The organism is Actinoplanes sp. NPDC089786 (assembly GCF_040684855.1).
In the GTDB taxonomy this organism is placed as follows: Bacteria; Actinomycetota; Actinomycetes; order Mycobacteriales; family Micromonosporaceae; genus Actinoplanes.
This window is the reverse complement of record NZ_JBFBGU010000008.1, coordinates 197650-219598: the sequence shown is the minus strand read 5'-3', so window position 1 is coordinate 219598 and position 21949 is coordinate 197650. Positions and strand designations below refer to the sequence as shown.

The following is a 21949-nucleotide window of genomic DNA, read 5'->3' as shown; positions in this document are numbered from 1 at the left end:
CGGCACGGAGAGAATTCCCACCTCGCTGAGTCGGAGAGCGGAAATGTGCGGAGGCAGTAACGGCACCCGGTTGCCGCCGGGTGCCGTCCTTTTCTTCCCCCTCGATGTTCCGCCCGTTTGTGCCTGAACTCAGTACAGCATGCGGGGGTGGCTGAACGCCACCGTTCAATGTGCCACCTGGCAGATGGCGCACTAGCAACCTGCCTGGTGATCGGTGATCAGGGCGTGACCAGCGAGAACGAGCCGCCAGGCTCGGCAGCGAAACGCTGCTCCCGGTGGGGCAGGATCGAGGTCGTGCCCAACCGCCACCCGAGTCGGCCAAGATCAGCCGGCGACAACGCCTGACCCAGCACCCCAGGCCCGCCGGCCGGCCCCGACCGTTGTCAGCGTGCGCTACCGCGCAGACCACTGAGGATCAGGCAACGCGTGAATGACGCCGGAATTGTGCGGGCGGTGCCGACATCTCGCGGCGGAACGCGCGACTGAAGGCGTAGACCGAGGTGTAGCCGGTCTCGTTCGCAATATTCTCGATGGAGTCATCGCTGTCGCGGAGGCGCCGCGCTGCAAGGTTCATCCGCCACCGGGTGAGGTACGTGGCTGGGCCTTCGCCGGTGGCCGTCTCGAATCGCCGGTTAAGCGTCGTCCGGGACACCGCCGCCTGTTTCGCGAGGGCGTCGGCGGTCCAGGCATGGGACGGATCGCGATGGATCGCGGCGACGGCCGAGACGACGACGGGGTCGCGGAGCGCCCGCCACAGGCTCGATTCGCAATCAGTCTCGCCGTTCGTCCAGGACCGGAGAGCGTTGGCGAGAAGCACATCGACGAGCCGATCGATGATGACGCGCGATCCGGCGCCGAGCTCCTGCAACTCGAGATCGAGCAGGTGCAGGGTCGCCGCCGTTCGCGCGCCGGTCGACTCAGCGCGGACATGGATCACATCGGGAAGGTGCTGGAACCACGGCAAGGGCGCGAGCGTGTCGCGAGAGTAGGACGCGGCAACCAATTGGGCGGTAGTCGGCCCGTGACCCAGCCTCATGAAATCTCCGCTGTGCTGCGCCCTGATGACCGTCTGCCCGTCGCACATCGCGGCCTCAGTGGTGGGAGAACTCGCGAGGATGTGCGCGATCCCGGAAGGCATCAGGAAGACGTCGCCCTCAGCGAATGTGCGAATGCCGTCCTCTCGCGTGACGACCACACCCTCGCCGGATATCACGCCGTAAAGGGCGGCGTCGGTCCACTCGGGCCTCATCATGCCCCATTCGCCACCCCCGACGATCCGCACGCCCGAACTCGCGGTGACGCCGGACGCGGTCAACACCTCAGACAGAACGTCCACCTCGCCACCCTACGGCTTCAATCCCGGCGGGTGGTCCAAACGGACAAAGAACTGGGTTGATTTGGCATTGTTCGGCCCGTCCGTCGTTTCTAGGCTTCTCGTGGGCAGCGAACCCCCGCCGGCCAAAACGAGAGGGATCACGGATGAGTGACACCGACGAAGGCCCCCTTCCGGCCAGGATCATGGCGGCGACCAGTCCGGTCGCGATGTTCGGTGAGGCCCGGATCCGGCCCGGAAAAGTAGCCGAATTCGAGGAGCTGATCCGCTCCGTTCTCCCGAAGATCCGACAGGAGGACGGCTGCATCCACTACACGGTCAACCGCTCACACGACGACGACTCCGCCTTCGTCCTCTATGAAGAATGGGAGAGCGGGGCGGCGATCCTCGCGCACCTGCAGCAGCCGTTCATGGCCGACTACTTCGGCAAGGTGCCCGGTTTCACGGTCCCCGGGGCTGAGCTCCCCGGATGGAGCTCGCCACTCTGACCGGGCAAACCCGGCCATCTCCGCGTCCAGCGAGTTTCGGGGGTGACTCACATCTTCATCGATAAATATGATGCCCTGACCAGCGTCTCCCGCTGGTCAGGGCATCCTGTGAGCCGCCTGACGGAATCGAACCGTCGACCTACGCATTACGAGTGCGTCGCTCTAGCCGACTGAGCTAAGGCGGCAACGGTACGCAAGTGTACGGCATGTCCACCGCCGGATCGGAACGGGTTACCGGGACTGTCGACCGGCGGGTCTAGAGTCCATCGGTGATGAACGATCACTCCGCCCCATCGGACGGGCCGCCGGCATCCCGGCCGATGCCCGTCGAGGCCGAGCACCCCGTCCGCCGCCGGCCCCGCAGTCTCGACCCTCAGGAACTCGGCTTCACGCCGCAGCGGCCGGTCGGCTGGCTGGCGCCGTTACTGCTGCTCAGCACGGGCGTGCGGACGCTGCTGGCCGTCCTCTTCGGCGCCTATCTGGACAAGCGTGAGCTGCAGAACGCGCTGTCCGGCGACGTCTTCGAGCAGCCGGGCACCGACGGCGAGATCTGGATCGACTACGTGGCCGACCTGGGCGACGGGTTCCCGGCGACGTACTCGGTGGCCTATCTGCTGGCGCAGCCGTCGCTCGAGGCGGGCGGTCAGCTGCTCCCCCGCGGTGATGTGTTGCTGATGGGCGGCGACCAGGTCTATCCGCTGGCCAGTGGGGACGGCTACGAGAACCGGATGAAGGGGCCGTACCGCGCGGCGCTGCCGGAGGCGCCGGCCGAGCGGCCGCCCACGCTGTTCGCGCTGCCCGGCAACCACGACTGGTACGACGGGTTGACCGCGTTCATCCGGCTCTTCGCGCGGCGTAAGGACGGTCACATCGGCGGGTGGCGGACGGCGCAGCGCCGGTCGTACTTCGCCGTGAAGCTGCCGTCGAACTGGTGGCTGTTCGCGATCGACGAGCAGTTCGGCGCGTACATCGACGATCCGCAGCTGCTCTACTTCGAGAAGGCGGCGGCCGGGATCGGGCCGGACGACCGGGTGATCCTGATGACGCCGTCGCCGACCTGGGTCAAGGCGGCGACCAAACCCGAGGCGTACGACGCGGTCGACTACTTCATCCGGACCATCCTCGGGCCGACCAAGGCCCACGTGCGGCTGCTCGTCTCCGGCGACCTGCACCACTACGCCCGGTTCACCGGCGAAGACCGCGAGCTGATCACCTGTGGTGGCGGCGGCGCCTACCTCCTGGGCACGCACACGCTGCCCGAGGAGCTCACCGTCCCGCCGGAAGACACCCTTACCCGCAGCGCCAGCCGCAGCCGGAAGTACTCGCTGACCTCGACGTTCCCGTCGTTCGAGACGTCCCGCCGGATGGGCTGGGGCGTCTTCCGCCGGATCACCGTGCGCAACCCCGGCTTCGCCACCATGCTCGGCATCGTGCAGACGCTCACCATGCTGGCCATGTCCGGCGCGGCGAGCATCAGCGGCGGCCCGATCCAGCGGTTGTTCAGCATTCCGCTCGTACTCATGTGTGTGGTGATCCTGGCCGGCGCCATCGCCTTCGCCCAGCCACCGAAGGCCGGCGTGCCCAACCACGCGGCACATTGGATCCTCGGCATCATCCACGGTGGACTGCAGATCGCGCTGGCCGCCGGCGGCACCTGGGTCTGGCAGCAGCTGCCGTTCCGCGACTGGATGTGGCCCGGGCCGCTGGTCGTCGCCATCGTGCTCTACCTGCCGGTCATCGGCTTCGTGGCGACCCAGCTCTGCGCGCTCTATCTGCTGGTGGCGAGCCGGTTCAAGGTCAACGTCAATGAGTTGTACGCCGGGCAGGGCATCGAGGACGCGAAGAGTTTCCTGCGCATGCACATCGAATCCGACGGCACGCTCACCATCTATCCGCTGGGCGTCGACAAGATCTGCCGAACGTGGGTGGCCGACCCCGAGGGCTCGCCGGAGCAGTCATGGGTGCGCCCCGACGAGCCGCTGAGCGTACGCCTCATCGAGGAACCGATCCGCGTCGCCGGACCACAAGCGGCGCGCCACTAACGGATCAGCCGTAGGCCTCGTCGTGGGCCTGGCGAGGGGCGCACACCGAGGCGCGGCTGCACGAACAGCGCGAACCATCCGATTCCAGACGGACCACGACCTCGTCCTTCGGCACGCTGTGGCCCACGACCCGGCCGGCGCCCTCGGGCGTGGTCACCCGGCTGCCGACGGCCGGTGCGGTCTCGGCGAACTTGGCGTACAGCGGATGTTCGTACTTGAGGCAGCACATCAGCCGGCCGCACGCGCCGGAGATGCGCAGCGGGTTGAGCGGCAGGTCCTGATCTTTGGCCATGCGGATGGTGACCGGCTCGAAATCGGTGAGGAACGTCGCGCAGCACAGGTCACGGCCGCACGAGCCGATGCCGCCCTGGACGCGGGCCGAGTCGCGCGCCGACAGCTGGCGCAGCTCGACCCGGCAGCGCAGGGTGGCGCCGAGATCGCGCACCAGCGACCGGAAGTCGACCCGGTGGGGCGCGGTGAAGTAGATCGTCGTCCGCGCGCCGCCGTTGTCGGCCTGTTCCAGCACGTGGTCGACGGCGACCACCTTCATCGGCAGGTCGTGTGCCTTGATCAGCTTCTTGGCGGCGACCTTGGCCTCGGCCTTGCGCTTCCGGAGCATCTCGTCGCGGCGCAGGTCACGGTCTTCGGCGAGGCCGGCCAGCTTGGGGAACCCGCTGGTGTCCTCGCTCACCCACTGCGCGGCCCAGACGCACTCCGCCACCTCGGGGCCGTCGTCGGTCGGCACGAGCACCCGGTCGCCGACGACGGGCGTGAACTCACCCGGATCGAGGTAGTAGAGCCGGCCGTAACGGTTGAAGCTGACCGCGCACAGCATGCCCATGGCGCTGACTCTACGTCGGATCTTCACCTGGGGCGAAATGTCCGCATTTGGGGTACCCGCGTGGGTTGCGGCATTGATCCGACGCAACCGTGGTGATCGACCGTCGTTGTGAAGTCCCGTAGATGCCGCTCGCTGCGGCTGATCTTCGGGGAGGACTCGCCATGACGCCCGCCAGGCCGATGGTCGCCAGGACGTTCGCCGCCAGTGTCGCCGCGCTCGGGGTTGCCGGGATCATCGCCGCGCCGGCCTCTGCGACGGTCGTCCTGGCGGCGCCGGCGCCGGCTGGGGGCTGCGCTCAGCCAGAGCGCTATGCCGCCCAGTCCGGCGCCGAGCTGCTCAAGATTTCCAAGCTGACCGTACGGTCGAACGGGAAGCCCGGCGACGGACGCGGCAGACACATGGACGCCCACGGTGATCGTGCCGGGCGCACGCCGTCGCCCGGCACGCTCCGGACACCGGTCGGGGATGCGCCGACGCCTGGTCCGGGCACGACGGCGGGTTCATCGGCCGATGCCGGGCCGGCCGGCGGTGATCGGGGCAAGCCTCGCCCGAGCGGCGGGTCGCTGCTCGGGAACCTCGGCGGGGCCGTCGGGCTGGGCAGCGGCGGCCCGGGCGGTGGCCAGGGCGGTGGCCAGGGCGGTGGCTTGGGCGGCGGCCAGGGCGGCGGGGCGCCTGCCGATCCCGGGCCGCGGGAGGTCACGGTTCGTGGGCTGCATGTGGGCGAGGCCAAGTCGGCGATGATCGGGCTGGCCGGGCCGAACGCCGCGGCGCTCACCCGGATGGTCAACAGCGCGGAGCAGTCGCGGGCCACGTCGCCGCTGGTTCAGCAGGCGCCGCCGAACCGCAAGGCGCGCAAGCAGGAGACGCCGGCCGCCGAGGCGGGACCGATCCTGATGGACGTCGGGTCACTGGCCACCGACGCGACGTGGCGGAGCGGAATGGCGTGCGGGAAGGCGTACGGCGACATCACCCGGGCGGCCGCCACGCTCGGTGCCGCCCAGGTGAGTGGCAGCGGGAGTTCGGCGCTGGTGGCCGTACCCGAGACGGCGCAGAGCGTGAGCACGACGGCGCTGGAGCGGACCGCCCAGGGCGCCCGGACCGTGTCCCACGCCCGCCTGAGCGCGACGGCGTTCGAGCTGCTCGACGGCGCCGTGCAGATCGAAGTGCTGCGGTCGCCGAGCCTGCGAACCACGATGTCCACCGTGGAGGGTGGCGACGTGCGTTACGTTCCGGCGGCCATCCGGATCACCGGCGACGGCATCAAGACCACAAAGCTGGACGCGGCCGGTGACAGCATCGAGCTGACGTTCAGTGAGCGGCAGACCGAGTCGTTGCGCCTGCCGGACCTTGGCACCAGAACCGTCGGTGATCTGCCGCTGCCGACCATCCCCGGCCTGCCGCAACTGCCCGCCGGCGAGCCCGAATCGGCCCCGTCGCCCGGCCCCGGCACCAGCGTGAAGATCAGCCTCGGCCGGGTTCGCCAGGCCACCGAGGGGCGCGCGATCGCGGCGAAGGCGTCCGCGATCACCGTCGGCATCACCCAGGGCGGCCCGGCCGACGACGGCTACGGCCGCAACGCCGACGTGGCCCTCGACCTGGCGATCGGCGCGCTCGAATCGGCGGCCGTCGCGCCCGAGCCCGCACACGGCGACGTCGAGAGCGCGTACGCCGGCACCGGCGGCGGCCTGCCGGTCACCGGCCCCGGGGCGAGCGTGATGGTGGTCATCGGCGGCGCCCTGCTGGCCTCCGGCGTGGTCGCCGTCCTGCTCGGCCGACGCCGGCGGCGCTTCGAGGCCTGACCTCTCGAATGCTGGGATCTTGTCGTCGACTATCGTCGGGACCGGCATTCGTCCGGTTGAATCGGGGGCGCGCCGAAGATTCTTCACGAGCACCGTTATGGTCTTCGATGGATTGGACCTGCGGGGGGTGCAGGTGGCGGCGGCGCCGCATACGGAGGCTTCCGTGTGCGGCGCCGCCGCACTCCCGCGGCTGCCTGGCACCCCACCTCGCTGGGGGGTGGGTTGCGTGCATCGACGCGCCGCCGCCTCCCCCACCCCGGCACTGGGTGGGTCGGAATGTAGCTCGCGGGAGCGACGATCCGGGTTGGTTTTCCACAGGGCGAGGCTTTGTCCACAGGGGATCTCGCGTGTGGCGGCCGAATTCGATACCGTTCCGGAACGCAAGCACGGCGGTACGCCCGGTGAGGAGTCTGCATGCCCCGCGAGATTGACGAGGCGTGGATCGACGAGGCCATCGAGCGCTACCGCCGCATCGACACGCTGCGGGCGGAGTATGAGAAGGCGGTCGCCGCGCATGTTGTCTCGGTGCACAGTCCGGACGATTCGGTGGAGATTCTGGTGACGGCGGCCGGGGAGATCACCGACGTGCGGATACGGGGCAGTCTGCAGCATCGCCAAGCGGCAGACCTGGCAAGGGAGGTGCAGGCGGTGGTGACCAACGCGACCGAGGCTGCCCGCTGGGCGCGCGAGAAGCTGCACGACGAGGTGTTCGGCGCGTTCCGGTCGCTGGGGGAACCGTGATCGCCGACTCCGTTGCCACGAATCTGTCGGCGGCCGCGTCGACGCTGTCCACGGTGGATCGCCGGCTGCCGTTGCTGGAGGGTTCGGCGTCGGCCTTCGGTGGGGACGGGGGCGGGCTGCCGGGACGGCTTGGTCGGCGGCTGCACGCCCATTGGTCCGCGGTGCTGGAGGCGCGGGCCCGGGAGGCTGCCGACACGGCCGCGCGGCTGGCCGAGCTGGCCGAGTCGGTGCGGGTGACGCAGCGGGACTATGTGGAGTCGGATGAGAGCGCCGCCCGTCGGATCAAGCGGGCCGGGTGATGATGTGCCGATCCGAGGGGTCGTCGTGAGCGACCGGCTCGATGCGGTGCTGGAGACCGCGGCGCCGCTGCTCAAGCGGGTCGGTGAGGTGCTGGCCGCGGTCGGTGCGCCGGCGGGGCATGAGGTGTGGCCGGCGTTGCGGCGGGTGCGGTTGCTGCCGTGGGACGCGGTGCAGGCGGTGGCGGCGCTGCGGCCGGATGATCTGGCCGATGCTGGGCCCGAGTTGCGGCTCCATGCGCGTGACTACGCCGGGATCGCCGAGTCGCTTCCGCCGCCGGGCATCTGGGCGGGCGAGGCCGCGGATGCTTACGAGGCCTCGCGCCGACGGCTGGCCGGGCATCTGAGCGGCGATGACGCCGGCCTCGACGAACGGCTGGCCACGACGGCGGCGCTGGCCGACGATCTTGCCGCCTGGATGTCCCGGGCGCGGTCCGACCTGGCGTCGACCCTGGCCGGCATTCTGACCTCGGCCGAGGCGCTGAGCCTGGCCGCGCGGGCGCACAGCACGACCATCGACCCGGCGGCCGCCGGCGAGGCCGAGGCGGCGGCCCGGGTCGCGGTCATGGTCCTCGACGCGGTCGCGGAGACCTACGACGCCGCGGCCGATCTGATGGCCGCCACCGAGCCGCTGGCTGAGGTCCGCCGACCGTAGGCCGTGTCTCGAAACCCCGGCAGCCAGGTGAGAACCGCGGCCTGGATCGGTCAGCCGCGCCAGAGGTTGACCATCATCGCCTCGACGGCGATCTTGGGCTTGACGTTGAGGTCGATGGCCTCGCGGCAGGCCAGGACGGCCTCCAGGCGGCGCAGGGTGCTCTCGGAGGTCCACTTCTCGGCGGCGGCCGCGGACTGTTCGGCCGTGTCCGAGTGGACCACCGCCACGGGCGCCTTCAGCTTGGTGATCAGCACGTCGCGGTAGAAGCCGGCCAGGTCGACCAGGGCCCGGTCGAGGGCGTCACGCTGGGAGCGGGTCGCCCGGGAGCGTTGCCGTTTCTCCAGGTCCTTGAGCTGGCCCGCGGCGCCTCGCATCGCGCCGGCCGCGCCACGGCCGGTGCCGCCGGCGCCCAGGGCCTGCTCGAGCGCGGAACGCTCGGAGGTGTCGGTCTCGGCGACGGCGGACGCCGACTCGGCCTCGGCCGCCTCGATCAGGGCGGACGCCGCGTCGAAGCAGGCGCCGATGCCGGTCAGGCGGCGCGGGACGGCCAGCACGGCCTCGCGGCGTTTGCGGGCGTCGGCGTCGCCGGCCAGGCGCTTGGCCCGGCCGACGTGACCCTGGGCGGCGGCCGCGGCCCACGCCGCCACGTCGGGCTTGACGCCGTCGCGGCGGGTCAGGACCTCGGCCACCGCGTCGGCGGGGGGCTGGCGCAGCGGGATCACCCGGCAGCGGGACCGGATGGTGACCGAGATGTCGTCGGGGTGGGTGGACGGCGTGCAGAGCAGGAACACCGTACGCGGAGGTGGCTCCTCAATGGCCTTGAGCAGCGCGTTGCCGGCCTGTTCGGTGAGCCGGTCGGCGTCTTCCACCACCACCGCCTGCCAGCGGCCGTTCGACGGGGCGCTGCTCGCCCGCAGGACCAGCTTGCGCATCTCGTTGACCCCGATGGACAGGCCGTCGGGTACGACGAAACGCACGTCGGCGTGCGTACCCCCCAACGCGGTGTGGCATCCGTGGCACTCGCCGCAGCCGGACCCGTCGCGTTCGCACTGCAGGGCCGCGGCGAAGGCGCGGGCCGCGACCGAGCGGCCGGAGCCGGGCGGGCCGGTGAAGATCCACGCGTGCGTCATCGCGCTCGGGCCGGTGACCGTGCCCGTGACGATCCGGGCGGCCGACCCGGCGGCGCGGCGCAGCACCTCGACCGCCTCGCCCTGGCCGACCAGGTCGGCCCACACGTCACTCACGGCGGCCATTGTTGCTCGTGCCGGGCGACTCGGCCAGATCTTCCATGACCTCGACCGGCGTCTCGGCCGTACGGACGTCGTCGGGGTGGGTGACGCGCTCGTCGGTGGTGATGGGTGAGGTCTCGGCCGGGGCGGGATCGACGTGGTCGGGAGTGGTGGCGACCAGGCCGTCGACCCGCTGGGAGACGAGTTTGGCGATGTCGTCGGGCGCGGAGGAGGCGTCAAGGACCAGGTAGCGCTTGGGGTCGGCGGCGGCCAGGTCGAGGAACGCGTACCGCACCCGGTCGTGGAAGGCGCGCGACTCGCTCTCCAGCCGGTCCGTGCCCTGCCCCCGCGAGTCGACCCGGGCCAGCCCGACGTGCGGGTCGACGTCGAGGAGGACCACCAGGTCGGGTTTGAGCCCGCCGGTCGCCCAGGACGACAGCCAGGAGATCTCCTGCACCGGCAGCGTCCGGCCGGCGCCCTGGTAGGCGAGCGACGAGTCGACGTACCGATCGCTGATCACCACCGCGCCGCGGGCCAGGGCCGGGCGGACGACGGTGGCGACGTGGTGGGCGCGATCCGCCGCGTACAGGAGAGCCTCGGCTCGTGGCGCGGGCGCGTCGGTCTTGTCCAGCAGCAGGCCGCGGATTCGGACGCCGACGTCGGTGGCGCCGGGCTCGCGGGTCACCACGACGTCGCGGCCCTGCGCGTGCAGCTCCGAGGCCAGGCGGGTGACCTGCGTGGACTTGCCGGCGCCCTCGCCACCCTCGAAGACCACGAAGATGCCCTGCCGGGTGAACTCCTCGTTCGGCGACAGCGGGCGCCCGCGGATCGACCCCCAGAGGTCGGCGAGGACGGGTACGCCCTTCTTGTCGTCCATCTGCCTGAACGCGCTGATCCCGCTCCACACGCCGAAGACGCCCGCGACCAGGAGCAGGATCCGGGTCGCGGAGATCGAGATGTCGACCGGGCCGACCTCGATGATCCGGGAGCCGCCCAGGCCGACCAGCACACCGGACAGCGCGATGGCCAGCAGCAGCACCATCCGGGTGCCGATCTGGACCACCGCGACGACCCGGCCGCGCACGTCGTCGCCGACCTGGCCGCCGAGCAGGGTGAGGCCGGACAGGAAGGCCATGCCCGCGCCGGCGCCGACGAAGATCGCGCCGACCAGCGCCATGGACAGGTGGATGGCGATGGCCAGGAACATCACCGAGCCGCTGGCCAGCACGATGCTCAGGCCGAACCAGCGGCGCCGGGAGAGCTCCTTGACCACCATCGGGCCGAGGCCGATGCCGATCGCCAGGCCGATGAACAGGGTGGCGAAGAGCAGCGAGAACGCCGCGTCACCGGCGCCGAGCGAGGCGGTGAAGAAGCGGGCGGTGCCGATCACGATGCCGGCGCCGGCGAACGCGCCGAAGATGCCCAGGACCAGGCCACGGACCAGGGGCGTGGTGCCGATGTACTTCCAGCCGTCCAGGAACTGCCGGAGCATGCTCTGCTCGGCCGCCTTCTGCTTGCGTTCCCGGACGCCGAGGCTGATCTCGCGGATGCCGAAGTAGACGACGATCGCGGTGGCCAGCCGGGACCCGGCGTTGACCCACAGGCCGAGCTGGGACGGTTCGGCCCAGTCGGGCATGTTCGGGAACGGGCCGCGGACCAGACGGTCCAGAGCGGCGAGGCTCAGGGCCGCGAAGATCGGGGTGATGCCGTACGTGGTGATCAAGGTCAGCTGGTTCGACACCTCGAGCCGGCTGCGCGGGATCAGGTTCGGTACCGCGGCCTCCTTGGCCGGGATCCACATCAGGGTGACGGTCTCGCCGATGAAGGTGGCGGCCACCGCCCAGGTCACGATCAGGCCGCCGTTGTCACTGATCAGCGCGACCGCGGGGATCGACCCGTACACGAAGAATCGGATGATGTCGCAGATGACCATCGTGTAGCGGCGGTCGAAGCGGTCGGCCATCACGCCGGCGATCGGGCCGAGGATGAGCGCCGGCACCAGCCGGATGGCGATCGTGCCGCTGAACGCGCCACCCTGGGCGACACTGCCGGTGACCTGCTGCGACGCGAAGAGCGCGGTGGCCAGCAGGCCGAGCCAGTCGCCGAACGAGGCGACGCTGAGCACCAGCCAGAGCCGGCGGAAGGGGCGGATCCGCAACACCGAGCGCAGAGCGGCCACCCCGGAGAGGTCGACCGGGGGTGCGTCGTCCTGGCGCGAGTCGGTGTCGATGGCCGTACCTCCCGTGGTCAACTGCCGCTGAGCACTGTATCCGGCCGCCGATGGGGCACGCCGAGAGGACGTTGGCATGCCCGAACGAGTGGCGCATAGATGAACCTGTTTCGCATTGCTCGCGAAGGCGTTATGTTCCCCAAGTGACCGCCCCACGCCTCAAGCTGCGCGAACGCCTGGATCGCGCCACCGCGCATCTGGAGACCCCGATCGCGGTGGTCGATCTGGCCGCCTTCGACGCCAACGCGACCGCGCTCGCCGCCCGGTCGCGTGGCAAGCCGATCCGGGTGGCCAGCAAGTCGGTCCGGGTCCGGGCCCTGCTGGAACGGGTGCTGGCCCAGCCGGGCTGGCGCGGCGTGATGGCGTACACCTTGCCGGAGGCGATCTGGCTGGTCCGCGAGGGCGTCACCGATGACGTGCTGGTCGCGTACCCGACGGCGGATCGCTCGGCCCTCGCCGAGCTGGGGAAGGACGACCAGCTCGCGTCGGCGATCTCGCTGATGGTCGACCACCCGGCGCATCTCGATCTGATCGACCAGGTCGCGCCCTCCAGCCGGCGGGCCGAGATCCGCGTGTGCCTCGAGCTCGATGCGTCCTGGCGACCGATCGGTCAACTTCATGTCGGGGTACGCCGCTCGCCGGTGCACTCCGCCGGGCAGGCGGCCGCGCTGGCCCGGCGCATCACCTCGCGTCCCGGGTTCCGGCTGATCGGGATGATGTCGTACGAGGCCCACATCGCCGGCCTGGGTGACGCGCCCACCGGCCGGGCGGCCCGCGGCCGGGCGATCCGCGTGATGCAACGCATCGCCCTGCCCGAGCTGCTCCGGCGCCGGCAGGCCGCGGTGGCCGCCGTCCGCGAGCACGCCGACCTGGAGTTCGTCAACGGCGGTGGCACCGGCAGCCTGGCCGAGACCGCCGCCGACCCGTCGGTCACCGAGATCGCGGCCGGTTCCGGGCTGTACGGCCCGACCCTGTTCGACCAGTACACGAACTGGCGGCCGACGCCGGCCGCGCTCTTCGCGCTGTCCGTGGTCCGCCGCCCGGGGCCGCGCATCGCGACGGTGCTGGGCGGCGGCTGGATCGCGTCCGGACCGCCCGAGCCGTCCCGCCAGCCCACGCCGTACCTCCCGGAGGGCCTGAGCTTCCGGGGGGACGAGTGGGCCGGCGAGGTGCAGACCCCGCTGGTCGGGGCCGCGGCCTCCGGCCTGCGCCTGGGCGACCGGGTGTGGTTCCGGCACGCCAAGGCCGGCGAGCTGTGCGAGCACGTGAACGAGGTGCAGCTGATCGACGGCGACACGGCCGCGCCGACGCCGACGTACCGAGGCGAGGGCCATGCCTTCCTGGGGTAGGGCCTCAGTCGGAGACGTGCCGGTGCAGGTATTCCCGGATCAGCGCCTTGGCCTCGCGGATGACCGCCTCGTCGCCGGTCATCTCGCGGCGGAACGCCATCTTGATCAGCGCGTCCGCGGCCTCGACGGCGATCTGCAGCGCGAACCGCAGCTGGCCGCGGTCGCCGATCTGGAACTGCTCGACCAGCAGCTCGGCCAGGCGCTCGGCGATGACCGCGTTGTTGTCCCGTTCCGCGTCCAGCAGGTGCAGGTCGACGACGTCGCCGAAGTGCAGCGTACGAAAACCGGGCACCGTGCGGTGCATGGTGATGAACGAGTCGATGGCCGCGTCCACGCCGTCCCACCAGTGCGCGAACGTCTCGTTGGCGAAACGCGCGGAGAGGGCCTGCAGGTAGGCATCCATGTTGCGCATGGCGAGCGCCTGCACGATGGCCCGCTTGTCCGGGAAGAACTGGTAGACGGAGCCGATGGCGACCTCGGCCCGCTCGGCGAGCAGCGTCGTGGTCAGGCCTTCATAGCCGACCTCATCGACGAGCTCGGCGCAGGCGTCCAGCATGCGCTGGACCCGGGCAACGCTTCTGCCCTGCACCGGGACCCGCCGCAGCGGCCCGGTGGTGACGGTTGGTGTCGACACGCGTCGCCACTCCCTCTCAGCAGTGATAATGGGAACGTTACTCGGATCAACGAGCGAGCAGCATCGACGGGACGCCGAGGCGACACGGCATCACCGGATCTGTGCGACTGTCCGCTCGGTGGAGGGACATTGCCGTGACGACCAGTGACATTTCCGCTCCCACAGGCTCCACCCGCTGGCGCAACTGGGCCGGCAACGAGCAAGCGGTGGCCCGCGAGGTCTGCCTGCCCGGCAGTGTCGAGGAGGTCGCGGCCCTCGTCAAGGAGGCGGCGGCGGCCGGTCGGCGGGTCAAGGCGGTCGGCAGCAGCCACTCCTTCAGCGCCATCGCGGTGGCCGATGACCTGCGGGTTCTCCTGCCCCGCATGGCGTCTCCGATCGACGTCGACGGTCATCTGGTGACCGTGCAGGCGGGCATGCCATTGTCCGTGCTGAACGTCTGGCTCGCCGGGCGCGGCCTCGCGGTGCCGACCCTCGGCGACATCGACGCGCAGACCGTGGCCGGCGCGATCTCGACCGGTACGCACGGCACGGGCCTGGCCCAGTCGACCATTGCCTCATGTGTCGAAGCGGTGACGATTGTCACCGGATCGGGTGACGTGCGCAAGGTCGACAAATCGGACGAGGACTTCCCCGCGGTCCGGCTCGGTGTCGGAGCGCTGGGCATCCTGGTCGATGTCACGCTGCGCTGCGTGGACGCGTTCACCCTGCGGGCCGACGAGCGCCCGATGCCGCTGGCCGACGTGCTGGCCGGGCTCGACGACTGGCTCGCCGCCGAGGACCACGTCGAGTTCTTCTGGCACCCGCACACCAACGGGACCCAGCTCAAGCGCAACTCGGTGGCGCCGGCCGACGACCGGCCGCTGTCCCGTTTCCGCCGCTGGCTGGACGACGACTTCCTGTCCAACTCGGTCTACCAGGCGACCTGCCGGCTCGGCGCCCGGGTTCCGGCGGTCGTCCCCACGATCAACCAGATCGCGGTGCGGGCCCTGACCGCCCGCACCTACACCGCGCGGTCGGACAAGGTCTTCTGCACGCCGCGCCGGGTCCGGTTCCACGAGATGGAGTACGAGGTGCCGCGCGCCGCCCTGCCCGAGGCGATGGCCGCGCTGCCCAAGATCATCGACGACCTGCCGTTCCGGGTGCAGTTCCCGGTCGAGGTGCGGTTCACCGGCCCGGACGACATCTGGCTCTCACACGGGTACGGGCGGGAGTCCGCCTACATCGCCGTGCAGCAGTACGCCGGCCGCCCGTACGAGGAGTACTTCCGGGCCTTCGAGGCAGTCTGCGAGCCGCTGGGCGGGCGCCCACACTGGGGCAAACAGCACTACCGGGACGCGGACTCGTTGCGGACGGCCTACCCGAAGTTCGACGACTTCCTGGCCGTGCGGAACCGCCTCGACCCGGCCCGGGTCTTCGCGAACGAATACCTGGACCGGGTGTTGGGCGCCTAGTCGGTCTTGGCGGCGGTCGCCTTCTTGGGTGCCGCCTTCTTGGCCGGCGTGGCCTTCTTCGCGGGCGTGGCCTTCTTGGCCGCGGTGGTCTTCTTGGCCGCGGTCTTCTTGGCCGGAGCCTTCTTGGCGGCCGCCTTCTTGCGCGGCGCCGGACCCTTGGCCCGCTTCTCGGCCAACATCTCGGAGGCCTGCTCGACGGTCAGCTCCTCGGGGGTCTGACCCCGGCGCAGCGACGCGTTGAACTCGCCGTCGGTGACGTACGGACCGAACCGGCCCTCCTTGATCACCATCGGCTTCTCGGTGACCGGGTCGGCGCCCATCTCGCGCAGCGGCGGGGCGGCGGCCCGGCGCTGCCGCGCTTTCGGCTGCGCCAGCAGGGCCAGCGCCTCCTCCAGGGTCACCGTGAACAGCTGGCCCTCGTTCTCGAGCGAACGGAAGTCGTTGTCCCGCTTCACGTACGGGCCGAACCGCCCGTTCGCGGCCAGGATCTCCTTGCCCTCGGCGTCCTTGCCCAGGACGCGGGGCAGCTCGAGCAGCTTGAGCGCCTGCTCCAGGGTCAGCGTGTCGGGCGTCTGCGTGTTGAACAGCGACGACGTACGGTCACCGCTCTGCACGTACGGTCCGTAGCGGCCCGACTTGAGCGTGACCGCCTCGCCGGTGGCCGGGTCGTCGCCCAGGCTGCGCTCGCCGCTCCCGCCCAGGAACAGCTCCTCGACCTTCTCGGGAGTCAGCTCGTCGGGAGCGACGCCCTCGGGGATCGAGGCGCGGTTCTCGGCCGACTCTTCCTCTTCGCCGGGATTGTGGCGCTGGAGGTAGGGGCCGTACCGGCCGACCCGGACCACGATCAGGCGGCCCTCGTCGTCGGTGTGCAGCGGGATCGAGTTGATCGAGCGGGCGTCGATGTCGCTCAGGTTCTCGGTCACCATCTTCTTCAGCCCGCCGGCCTTGGCGATCGAGTCGTCGGTGCCCAGGTCGGAGCCGAAGTAGAAGGAGGTGAGGAAGTCGACCGAGGCGTGGTCGCCGCCGGCGATGTCGTCGAGCTGGGTCTCCATCGCCGCGGTGAAGTTGTAGTCGACCAGGCGCGGGTAGTGGTTCTCGAGCAGCTTGATCACGGCGAAGGCCAGGAACGACGGGATCAGCGCCTGGCCCTTCTTCACCACGTACCCGCGGTCCTGGATGGTCCGCATGATCGACTCGTAGGTCGACGGGCGGCCGATGCCCAGCTCCTCCAGCGCCTTGACCAGCGACGCCTCGGTGTAGCGGGCGGGCGGCGAGGTGTGGTGCCCGAGCGCGTTGAGCTCTTCGGCCGTCAGCGGCTGGTCCTTGGCCAGGGGCGGCAGCGGGCGCTCGGCATCGTCGGAGTCGGCGGTCTCGTCATCCGACGACTCCACGTAGGCCCGGAGGAAGCCCGGGTCGGTGATCGTCTTGCCGGTCGTGCCGAAGTCGACCTCTTCGTTCGCGGTCGAGATGGCCCGGATCCGCACCGAGATCGAGTTGCCGACCGCGTCGGTCATCTGCGACGCGACGGTACGGCGCCAGATCAGCTCGTACAGCCGGAACTGGTCGGAGGTCAGCTCGTTGGCCACCTCGCCCGGGGTGCGGAAGTTGTCGCCGGCCGGGCGGATCGCCTCGTGTGCTTCCTGCGCGTTCTTCGCCTTGCTGGTGTAGCGGCGCGGCTGCGGCGGCACGTTGTTCGCGCCGTACAGGTCGGCGATCTGCCGGCGGGCGGCGCTGATCGCGGTCTCGGAGAGGTTCACCGAGTCCGTACGCATGTAGGTGATGTAGCCGTTCTCGTACAGCGTCTGGGCCGTACGCATCGTCTGCGAGGAGGAAAGCCGCAGCTTGCGCGACGCCTCCTGCTGGAGCGTCGAGGTGATGAACGGCGGGGACGGGCGGCGCCGGTACGGCTTCTCCTCGACCCGGGTGACGGCGAACGGCCGGTCTTCCAGCCGGGCGGCCAGCCCGCGGGCGCCGTCGCCGTCCAGATGCACCACGGCCGCGCCCGGCTTGACCTTGCCGGTGGTCGGCTCGAAGTCGCGGCCGGTGGCGATGCGGTCGCCATCGAGCGCGATCAACGTCGCGCTGAACGTCCGCGGGCCGTCCTTGACCTCGCCCTGCACCGCGAGCCGGGCGTTGATGTCCCAGTACTCGGCCGACCGGAACGCCATCCGCTGACGCTCGCGCTCGACCACGATGCGGGTCGCCACCGACTGGACACGCCCGGCCGACAGCTTGGGCATGACCTTCTTCCACAGGACCGGGCTGACCTCGTACCCGTACAGCCGGTCGAGGATCCGCCGCGCCTCCTGCGCGTCGACCAGGTCCTGGTCGATGTCGCGCGGGTTGGCCACCGCGGCCTGGATGGCCGGGCGGGTGATCTCGTGGAAGACCATCCGCTTGACCGGGACCTTGGGCTTGATCGTCTCGACCAGGTGCCAGGCGATGGCCTCGCCCTCGCGGTCCTCATCGGTCGCGAGGAAGATCTCGTCGACCTCCTTGGCCAGCTTCTGCAGCTTGGCGATCTGCTGCTTGCGGTCGGCGGAGATCACATAGAGCGGGTGGAAGCCGTTGTCGACGTCGACGCCGAGCCGCGCCCAGGCCATGCCCTTGTACTTGGCCGGCACCTCATCGGCGTTCTTCGGCAGGTCGCGGACATGACCGACGGAGGCCTCGACAAAATAGTCGGGCCCCAGATAACCGGCGATCGTTTTGGCCTTCGACGGGGACTCGACGATGACCAGACGGGTCGTCCTGGCTTCACTCGGCACGGCACTCCTACACTTCTTGCTTTCCTGCGTTTCAAACTAACGCGCCGGACGGCCCCGCATTCCCCGGGGGCTCCGGGCGTCGGATGGTAACGGTCCGACCACGGCATGCGTCCGACGGCGACACCGTACACCGGGAATATGGAGTCGTGTCGCACACAAGCCAGGAAGATCACGCACCAGCGCCGCCCGGCCAGACCTCGACCGGCGCCGACGCCGGACGCTCGCCGACCAGCTCAGCCAGCCTGCCGAGAGGTCCGCGACGGGTGATCCGGTAGCGCCGTCCATGATCCGACAAACGGCCGTCGAGACCGGTCCGGCGCAGCGCGGCGATGATCATCTCAGACTCGACGTCGGGGTTCAGCTCGAGCGTGAAATCGCCCGGCCCGGCCGTGCCCGCGGCCGCGACCCAGAGGCGCAGCCGGGGTCCGCTGAGAAAGAGGCCGTCGGCGGCCGCCGGCCACGTGCGGGCCAGGGCGTCCAACCGGCTCGAGTACGCCGTACGCACCTCGAACCTCGGCCCGGCCGGCTCCTCGCCCTCCGCCTCCTCGACAATTTCTTCAGCGCCCGGCGCGTCACTCACCGCAACCGGGGGCCCCGGGCCCTCTTCACCCTCCGCGATCGGCGGGTCGGGATCTTCGGGCGTGGCGGCGACCTGGAGCTCGGGCACCTGTCGCTCCGGCTCGTCGAACGGCCGCCAGTGCACGACCAGGCCGCGGGTGAGCAGTTCGGCCGCGAGCACGTGCACCCGCCAGGCGTCGTGCACGCCGATCGCCACCCGGGCGGTACCGCCCATCTTGTCCAGGCGCCCCGGGCCGACCAGCAGCCCGGCCAGGTCGAGCGGGGACGAATCGGTGGTCTCGGCGCCGAAGATCGGCAGCTGACGACCGCCGGGCGTGGCGCGGGACAGGGCCCGCCGCGCGCGGGAGGCAACCGGAACCGGCGCGGGCAGCAGCTCGCGCGGTATCAGCGGCCAGCCCGTCTCGGCCATGGTCAGCGGCACTCCGGTGCTTCGTCGAACGCCTGCTTCAGCTCCACCGAACTCAGATTGCCGGTGTCGAGCTCACTCTGCTCGTACTCCTGCTTGAGTTTGTCGACGACCACGGTGACCTGCTCGTAGAAGGCCTTCTGAGGGCTGGTGGCGAGCCCGGCGACGCCACCACGGGCCCGGGCGTAGGCGTCGCGCATGCCGCTCAGCGACGCCGTGAAGCTCTCAGCCACCTGCTCGCCGTTGTCGACGTCGGGGACGCCGGCCCGCTCCACCCCGGCGCGGGCCCGCTCGCTGGCCGTCTCGGCGCCGCCGAACAGCCGGACCAGATTCTCCTTGGCCTGCGCGGGCGTGGTCTCGGCGGTCATCTGCTCCTGGGTGCGGTCGGTCAGGGTGCCGATCTCGGCGCGCCAGGGCGCCAGCGCGTTGCACACCGCCGCCGCCCAGTTGCGCGGGCCGGTGGTGTGCGAGCAAGCCGCGAGGGACACACCGACGAGGAGGGAGACGACGATCAGCAACGGTCGGGCCGGGCGCATGGCGAAAAGGGTACGGGTTGGGTCCGACACCGCTTCATCGTCATCAGCCCATGAAAAGAGCGCCCGGCGTGTCGCCGGGCGCCCTTTCTTGATCATCTACGTCGAGCGGGTCAGGCGCTGATCTTCTCCGAGGTCGGCGAGGCCGGAGCCTCGTCGCCCATCGAGATCGGCTTGCGCTTGCTGTTGATCACCGCGGCGACGATGACCAGAGCCGCCACCACCGCGATCGCGATCCGCAGCGCGTCGTTCTGGTCGCTGCCGATGCTCCAGGCCACGACCGCCGGGGCGATCAGCAGCGAGACCAGGTTCATCACCTTGAGCAGCGGGTTGATGGCCGGGCCGGCGGTGTCCTTGAACGGGTCACCGACGGTGTCACCGATGATCGTCGCCTCGTGCGCGTCGGAGCCCTTGCCGCCGTAGTTGCCGTCCTCGACCAGCTTCTTCGCGTTGTCCCAGGCGCCACCCGAGTTGGCCAGGAAGACGGCCATCAGGGTGCCGGTGCCGATCGCGCCGGCCAGGTAGGCCGCCAGCGCGCCGGCGCCCAGGCCGAAGCCCACCGCGATCGGCGCCATGATGGCCAGCAGGCCCGGCGTGATCAGCTCGCGCTGCGCGTCCCGGGTGCAGATGTCGACCACCCGGCCGTACTCGGGCCGCTGGGTGCGGTCCATGATGCCGGGGAACTCGCGGAACTGACGGCGGACCTCCATCACGACCGCGCCCGCCGAGCGGGACACGGCGTTGATGGCGAGGCCGGAGAAGAGGAACACCACCGCGGAGCCGATCAGCAGACCGACCAGGTTCCGCGGGTTCGCGATGTTCAGCAGGTTGAGGACCTCGGTGCCGATCTGCTCGGCGGTGATGCCGGCCTCGGCGAGCGAACCACGCAGGGTGTTCACGTACGAGCCGAACAGCGCGGTCGCGGCCAGCACGGCCGTCGCGATCGCGATGCCCTTGGTGATCGCCTTAGTGGTGTTACCCACGGCGTCCAGCTCGGTGAGGATCTGCGCGCCGTCCTCGGTGACGTCGCCGGACATCTCGGCGATGCCCTGCGCGTTGTCCGAGATCGGGCCGAAGGTGTCCATCGCCACGATGACGCCGACCGTGGTCAGCAGGCCGGTGCCGGCCAGCGCCACCGCGAACAGCGACAGGGTCAGCGAGGTGCCGCCGAGCAGGAAGGCGCCGTACACGCCGGCGCCGATCAGCAGGGCCGAGTAGACCGCCGACTCGAGGCCGACGCTGATGCCGGCCAGCACGACGGTGGCCGCACCGGTCTGCGACGACTTGCCGATGTCCTGCACGGGACGCCGCTGGGTCTCGGTGAAGTAGCCGGTCAGCGCCTGGATGGCGGCGGCCAGCACGATGCCGATCACGACCGCGCCGATCGCGACCCAGCGCGGGTTGGCGCCGCTCGCGACCACATCCGCGTCGATCGTGGCGGCGTTGTCGAAGCCCGCGAACGAGGCGGGCAGGTAGATGAAGCTGACCACCGCGACGATGACTGCAGACAACACCGCCGAGATGTAGAAGGCCCGGTTGATCGCGGTCAGGCCGGTCTTGTCGGACGCCCGCAGCCGGGTGATGAACACACCGACGATCGCGATGACCACACCGATCGTCGAGACGATCAGCGGGAAGATCAGGCCGTCCTGGCCGAACGCCGCCTGGCCCAGGATCAGGGCCGCGACCAGCGTCACCGCGTACGACTCGAAGAGGTCGGCGGCCATGCCGGCACAGTCGCCGACGTTGTCGCCGACGTTGTCCGCGATCGTGGCGGCGTTGCGCGGGTCGTCCTCGGGGATGCCCTGCTCGACCTTGCCGACCAGGTCGGCGCCGACGTCCGCGGCCTTGGTGAAGATACCGCCGCCGACCCGCATGAACATGGCGAGCAGGGCGGCGCCGAAGCCGAAGCCCTCGAGCACGGTGGGAGCGTCACCGCGGAAGATCAGCACGACCAGCGCGCCACCGAACAGGCCCAGGCCGACGGTGAGGAAGCCGACCACGCCACCGGTGCGGAACGCGATCGCCATCGCCTTCTCGCGGCCGCCGGCCTCGCCGGCCGCCGCGGCCACCCGCAGGTTGGCCCGGGTCGCCAGGGCCATGCCCCAGCCACCGATCAGCGAGCTGAACACCGCGCCGACGATGAAGAACAACGAGCGGCCGATCTTGACCCAGGTCTCGTTGTCGGTGTCATGCACCGGGAGCAGGAACAGCAGCACCACCGCGATGACGACGAAGATGCTCAGCGTCTTGAACTGGCGGAAGAGATACGCCGAGGCGCCCTCCTGCACGGCGCCCGCGATCTCCTGCATGTTCGCCGTACCACGGCCGGCGGCGAGCACCAGCTTCACGAAGTACGCGGCGAAAGCGAGCGCCACCAGCGCGAAAGCGATGGCGATGATGACGAAACTGACGTTCGAACCACTCAGGGACACCGCGCCGCCCTCCGCGGCGAGATATTCCACTTTGCCGGACATCCAATGTCCTCCTGTAACCCGACAACCCCCGGGCGGCGGACGTCACCGCCAGGGTGCCTCCCCGCCCACTAGCGGGTGACGACGACTAGGTCCCGCGG

The 21949-nt window shown here is 70.5% G+C and carries 17 protein-coding genes and 1 tRNA gene; 8 read left to right on the top strand and 10 right to left on the bottom strand.

Features of this window, described 5'->3' with window-relative positions:
- Positions 1-415 precede the first annotated feature (415 nt).
- Positions 416-1336 carry an AraC family transcriptional regulator gene (locus AB0O15_RS24435; protein WP_364322496.1) on the bottom strand — a complete coding sequence of 307 codons (921 nt, stop codon included), beginning with the start codon at positions 1334-1336 and terminating at the stop codon, positions 416-418.
- Positions 1337-1479: 143 nt separating this feature from the next.
- On the opposite strand from AB0O15_RS24435, the gene AB0O15_RS24430 reads away from it, so the two are divergent.
- The gene (locus AB0O15_RS24430) at positions 1480-1821 is read left to right on the top strand and encodes a putative quinol monooxygenase (protein ID WP_364322494.1); all 342 of its coding nucleotides are present in this window, start codon (positions 1480-1482) and stop codon (positions 1819-1821) included.
- Between the two features lie 111 nt (positions 1822-1932).
- On the opposite strand, the gene AB0O15_RS24425 is transcribed toward AB0O15_RS24430, so the two are convergent.
- Positions 1933-2006, bottom strand: a tRNA-Thr gene (locus AB0O15_RS24425).
- 135 nt (positions 2007-2141) lie between these two features.
- Between AB0O15_RS24425 and AB0O15_RS24420 the strand changes: the two genes are divergently transcribed.
- Positions 2142-3863 (top strand): metallophosphoesterase, encoded by a 1722-nt coding sequence (locus tag AB0O15_RS24420; RefSeq protein WP_364322664.1) that lies wholly within the window; start codon positions 2142-2144, stop codon positions 3861-3863.
- Positions 3864-3867: 4 nt separating this feature from the next.
- Here AB0O15_RS24420 and ricT read toward each other — a convergent pair whose 3' ends face one another.
- Positions 3868-4704, bottom strand: coding sequence for a regulatory iron-sulfur-containing complex subunit RicT (ricT, locus tag AB0O15_RS24415; RefSeq protein ID WP_364322492.1), 837 nt, complete (start codon positions 4702-4704; stop codon positions 3868-3870).
- A 161-nt stretch (positions 4705-4865) separates the two neighbouring features.
- Here ricT and AB0O15_RS24410 point away from each other — a divergent pair, with 161 nt between their 5' ends.
- From AB0O15_RS24410 to AB0O15_RS24395, 4 genes are all read left to right on the top strand, one after another.
- A complete protein-coding gene (locus AB0O15_RS24410) occupies positions 4866-6503 on the top strand; it encodes a hypothetical protein (protein WP_364322490.1) in 1638 nt (545 codons plus the stop codon).
- A gap of 414 nt (positions 6504-6917) precedes the next feature.
- Positions 6918-7244, top strand: coding sequence for a YbaB/EbfC family nucleoid-associated protein (locus tag AB0O15_RS24405; protein WP_364322488.1), 327 nt, complete (start codon positions 6918-6920; stop codon positions 7242-7244).
- Positions 7241-7543 carry a hypothetical protein gene (locus AB0O15_RS24400; RefSeq protein WP_364322486.1) on the top strand — a complete coding sequence of 101 codons (303 nt, stop codon included), beginning with the start codon at positions 7241-7243 and terminating at the stop codon, positions 7541-7543. Before AB0O15_RS24405 ends, AB0O15_RS24400 begins: the two co-directional genes overlap by 4 nt.
- A 25-nt stretch (positions 7544-7568) precedes the next feature.
- Positions 7569-8195, top strand: a complete 627-nt coding sequence (locus AB0O15_RS24395) for a hypothetical protein (RefSeq protein ID WP_364322484.1) — start codon at positions 7569-7571, stop codon at positions 8193-8195.
- A 50-nt stretch (positions 8196-8245) separates the two neighbouring features.
- Here the strand turns inward: AB0O15_RS24395 and AB0O15_RS24390 are convergent, their stop codons facing one another.
- A complete protein-coding gene (locus AB0O15_RS24390; RefSeq protein WP_364322482.1) occupies positions 8246-9439 on the bottom strand; it encodes a DNA polymerase III subunit delta' in 1194 nt (397 codons plus the stop codon).
- On the bottom strand, positions 9432-11549 hold the full coding sequence (gene tmk, locus AB0O15_RS24385) for a dTMP kinase (RefSeq protein ID WP_364322662.1): 2118 nt from the start codon (positions 11547-11549) through the stop codon (positions 9432-9434). Before tmk ends, AB0O15_RS24390 begins: the two co-directional genes overlap by 8 nt.
- 248 nt (positions 11550-11797) lie before the next feature.
- On the opposite strand from tmk, the gene AB0O15_RS24380 reads away from it, so the two are divergent.
- A complete protein-coding gene (locus tag AB0O15_RS24380) occupies positions 11798-13003 on the top strand; it encodes an amino acid deaminase/aldolase (RefSeq protein WP_364322480.1) in 1206 nt (401 codons plus the stop codon).
- A 4-nt stretch (positions 13004-13007) separates the two neighbouring features.
- On the opposite strand, the gene AB0O15_RS24375 is transcribed toward AB0O15_RS24380, so the two are convergent.
- On the bottom strand, positions 13008-13637 hold the full coding sequence (locus tag AB0O15_RS24375; protein ID WP_364322478.1) for a TetR family transcriptional regulator: 630 nt from the start codon (positions 13635-13637) through the stop codon (positions 13008-13010).
- Between the two features lie 149 nt (positions 13638-13786).
- Between AB0O15_RS24375 and AB0O15_RS24370 the strand changes: the two genes are divergently transcribed.
- The gene (locus AB0O15_RS24370; protein ID WP_364322660.1) at positions 13787-15088 is read left to right on the top strand and encodes a D-arabinono-1,4-lactone oxidase; all 1302 of its coding nucleotides are present in this window, start codon (positions 13787-13789) and stop codon (positions 15086-15088) included.
- Here AB0O15_RS24370 and topA read toward each other — a convergent pair.
- From topA to AB0O15_RS24350, 4 genes are all read right to left on the bottom strand, one after another.
- On the bottom strand, positions 15085-17856 hold the full coding sequence (gene topA / locus AB0O15_RS24365) for a type I DNA topoisomerase (protein WP_364322476.1): 2772 nt from the start codon (positions 17854-17856) through the stop codon (positions 15085-15087). The two genes, AB0O15_RS24370 and topA, sit on opposite strands and share 4 nt — an antisense overlap.
- A 169-nt stretch (positions 17857-18025) precedes the next feature.
- Complete coding sequence (locus AB0O15_RS24360; protein ID WP_364322474.1) at positions 18026-18856, bottom strand: hypothetical protein; 831 nt, start codon at positions 18854-18856, stop codon at positions 18026-18028.
- Positions 18847-19377 (bottom strand): hypothetical protein, encoded by a 531-nt coding sequence (locus AB0O15_RS24355; protein ID WP_364322472.1) that lies wholly within the window; start codon positions 19375-19377, stop codon positions 18847-18849. Before AB0O15_RS24355 ends, AB0O15_RS24360 begins: the two co-directional genes overlap by 10 nt.
- Positions 19378-19487: 110 nt before the next feature.
- Positions 19488-21851: a sodium-translocating pyrophosphatase gene (locus AB0O15_RS24350; RefSeq protein WP_364322470.1), complete on the bottom strand. Its 2364-nt coding sequence runs from the start codon at positions 21849-21851 to the stop codon at positions 19488-19490.
- Between the last annotated feature and the right edge of the window lie 98 nt (positions 21852-21949).

Excerpts from the sequence above, each read along its gene's own strand:
- AB0O15_RS24355 (WP_364322472.1), bottom strand. The coding sequence starts at position 19,377 with ATGCGCCCGGCCCGACCGTTGCTGATCGTCGTCTCCCTCCTCGTCGGT.
- AB0O15_RS24430 (WP_364322494.1), top strand. The coding sequence starts at position 1,480 with ATGAGTGACACCGACGAAGGCCCCCTTCCGGCCAGGATCATGGCGGCG.
- AB0O15_RS24405 (WP_364322488.1), top strand. The coding sequence starts at position 6,918 with ATGCCCCGCGAGATTGACGAGGCGTGGATCGACGAGGCCATCGAGCGC.
- AB0O15_RS24410 (WP_364322490.1), top strand. The coding sequence starts at position 4,866 with ATGACGCCCGCCAGGCCGATGGTCGCCAGGACGTTCGCCGCCAGTGTC.
- ricT (WP_364322492.1), bottom strand. The coding sequence starts at position 4,704 with ATGGGCATGCTGTGCGCGGTCAGCTTCAACCGTTACGGCCGGCTCTAC.
- AB0O15_RS24420 (WP_364322664.1), top strand. The coding sequence starts at position 2,142 with ATGCCCGTCGAGGCCGAGCACCCCGTCCGCCGCCGGCCCCGCAGTCTC.
- AB0O15_RS24350 (WP_364322470.1), bottom strand. The coding sequence starts at position 21,851 with ATGTCCGGCAAAGTGGAATATCTCGCCGCGGAGGGCGGCGCGGTGTCC.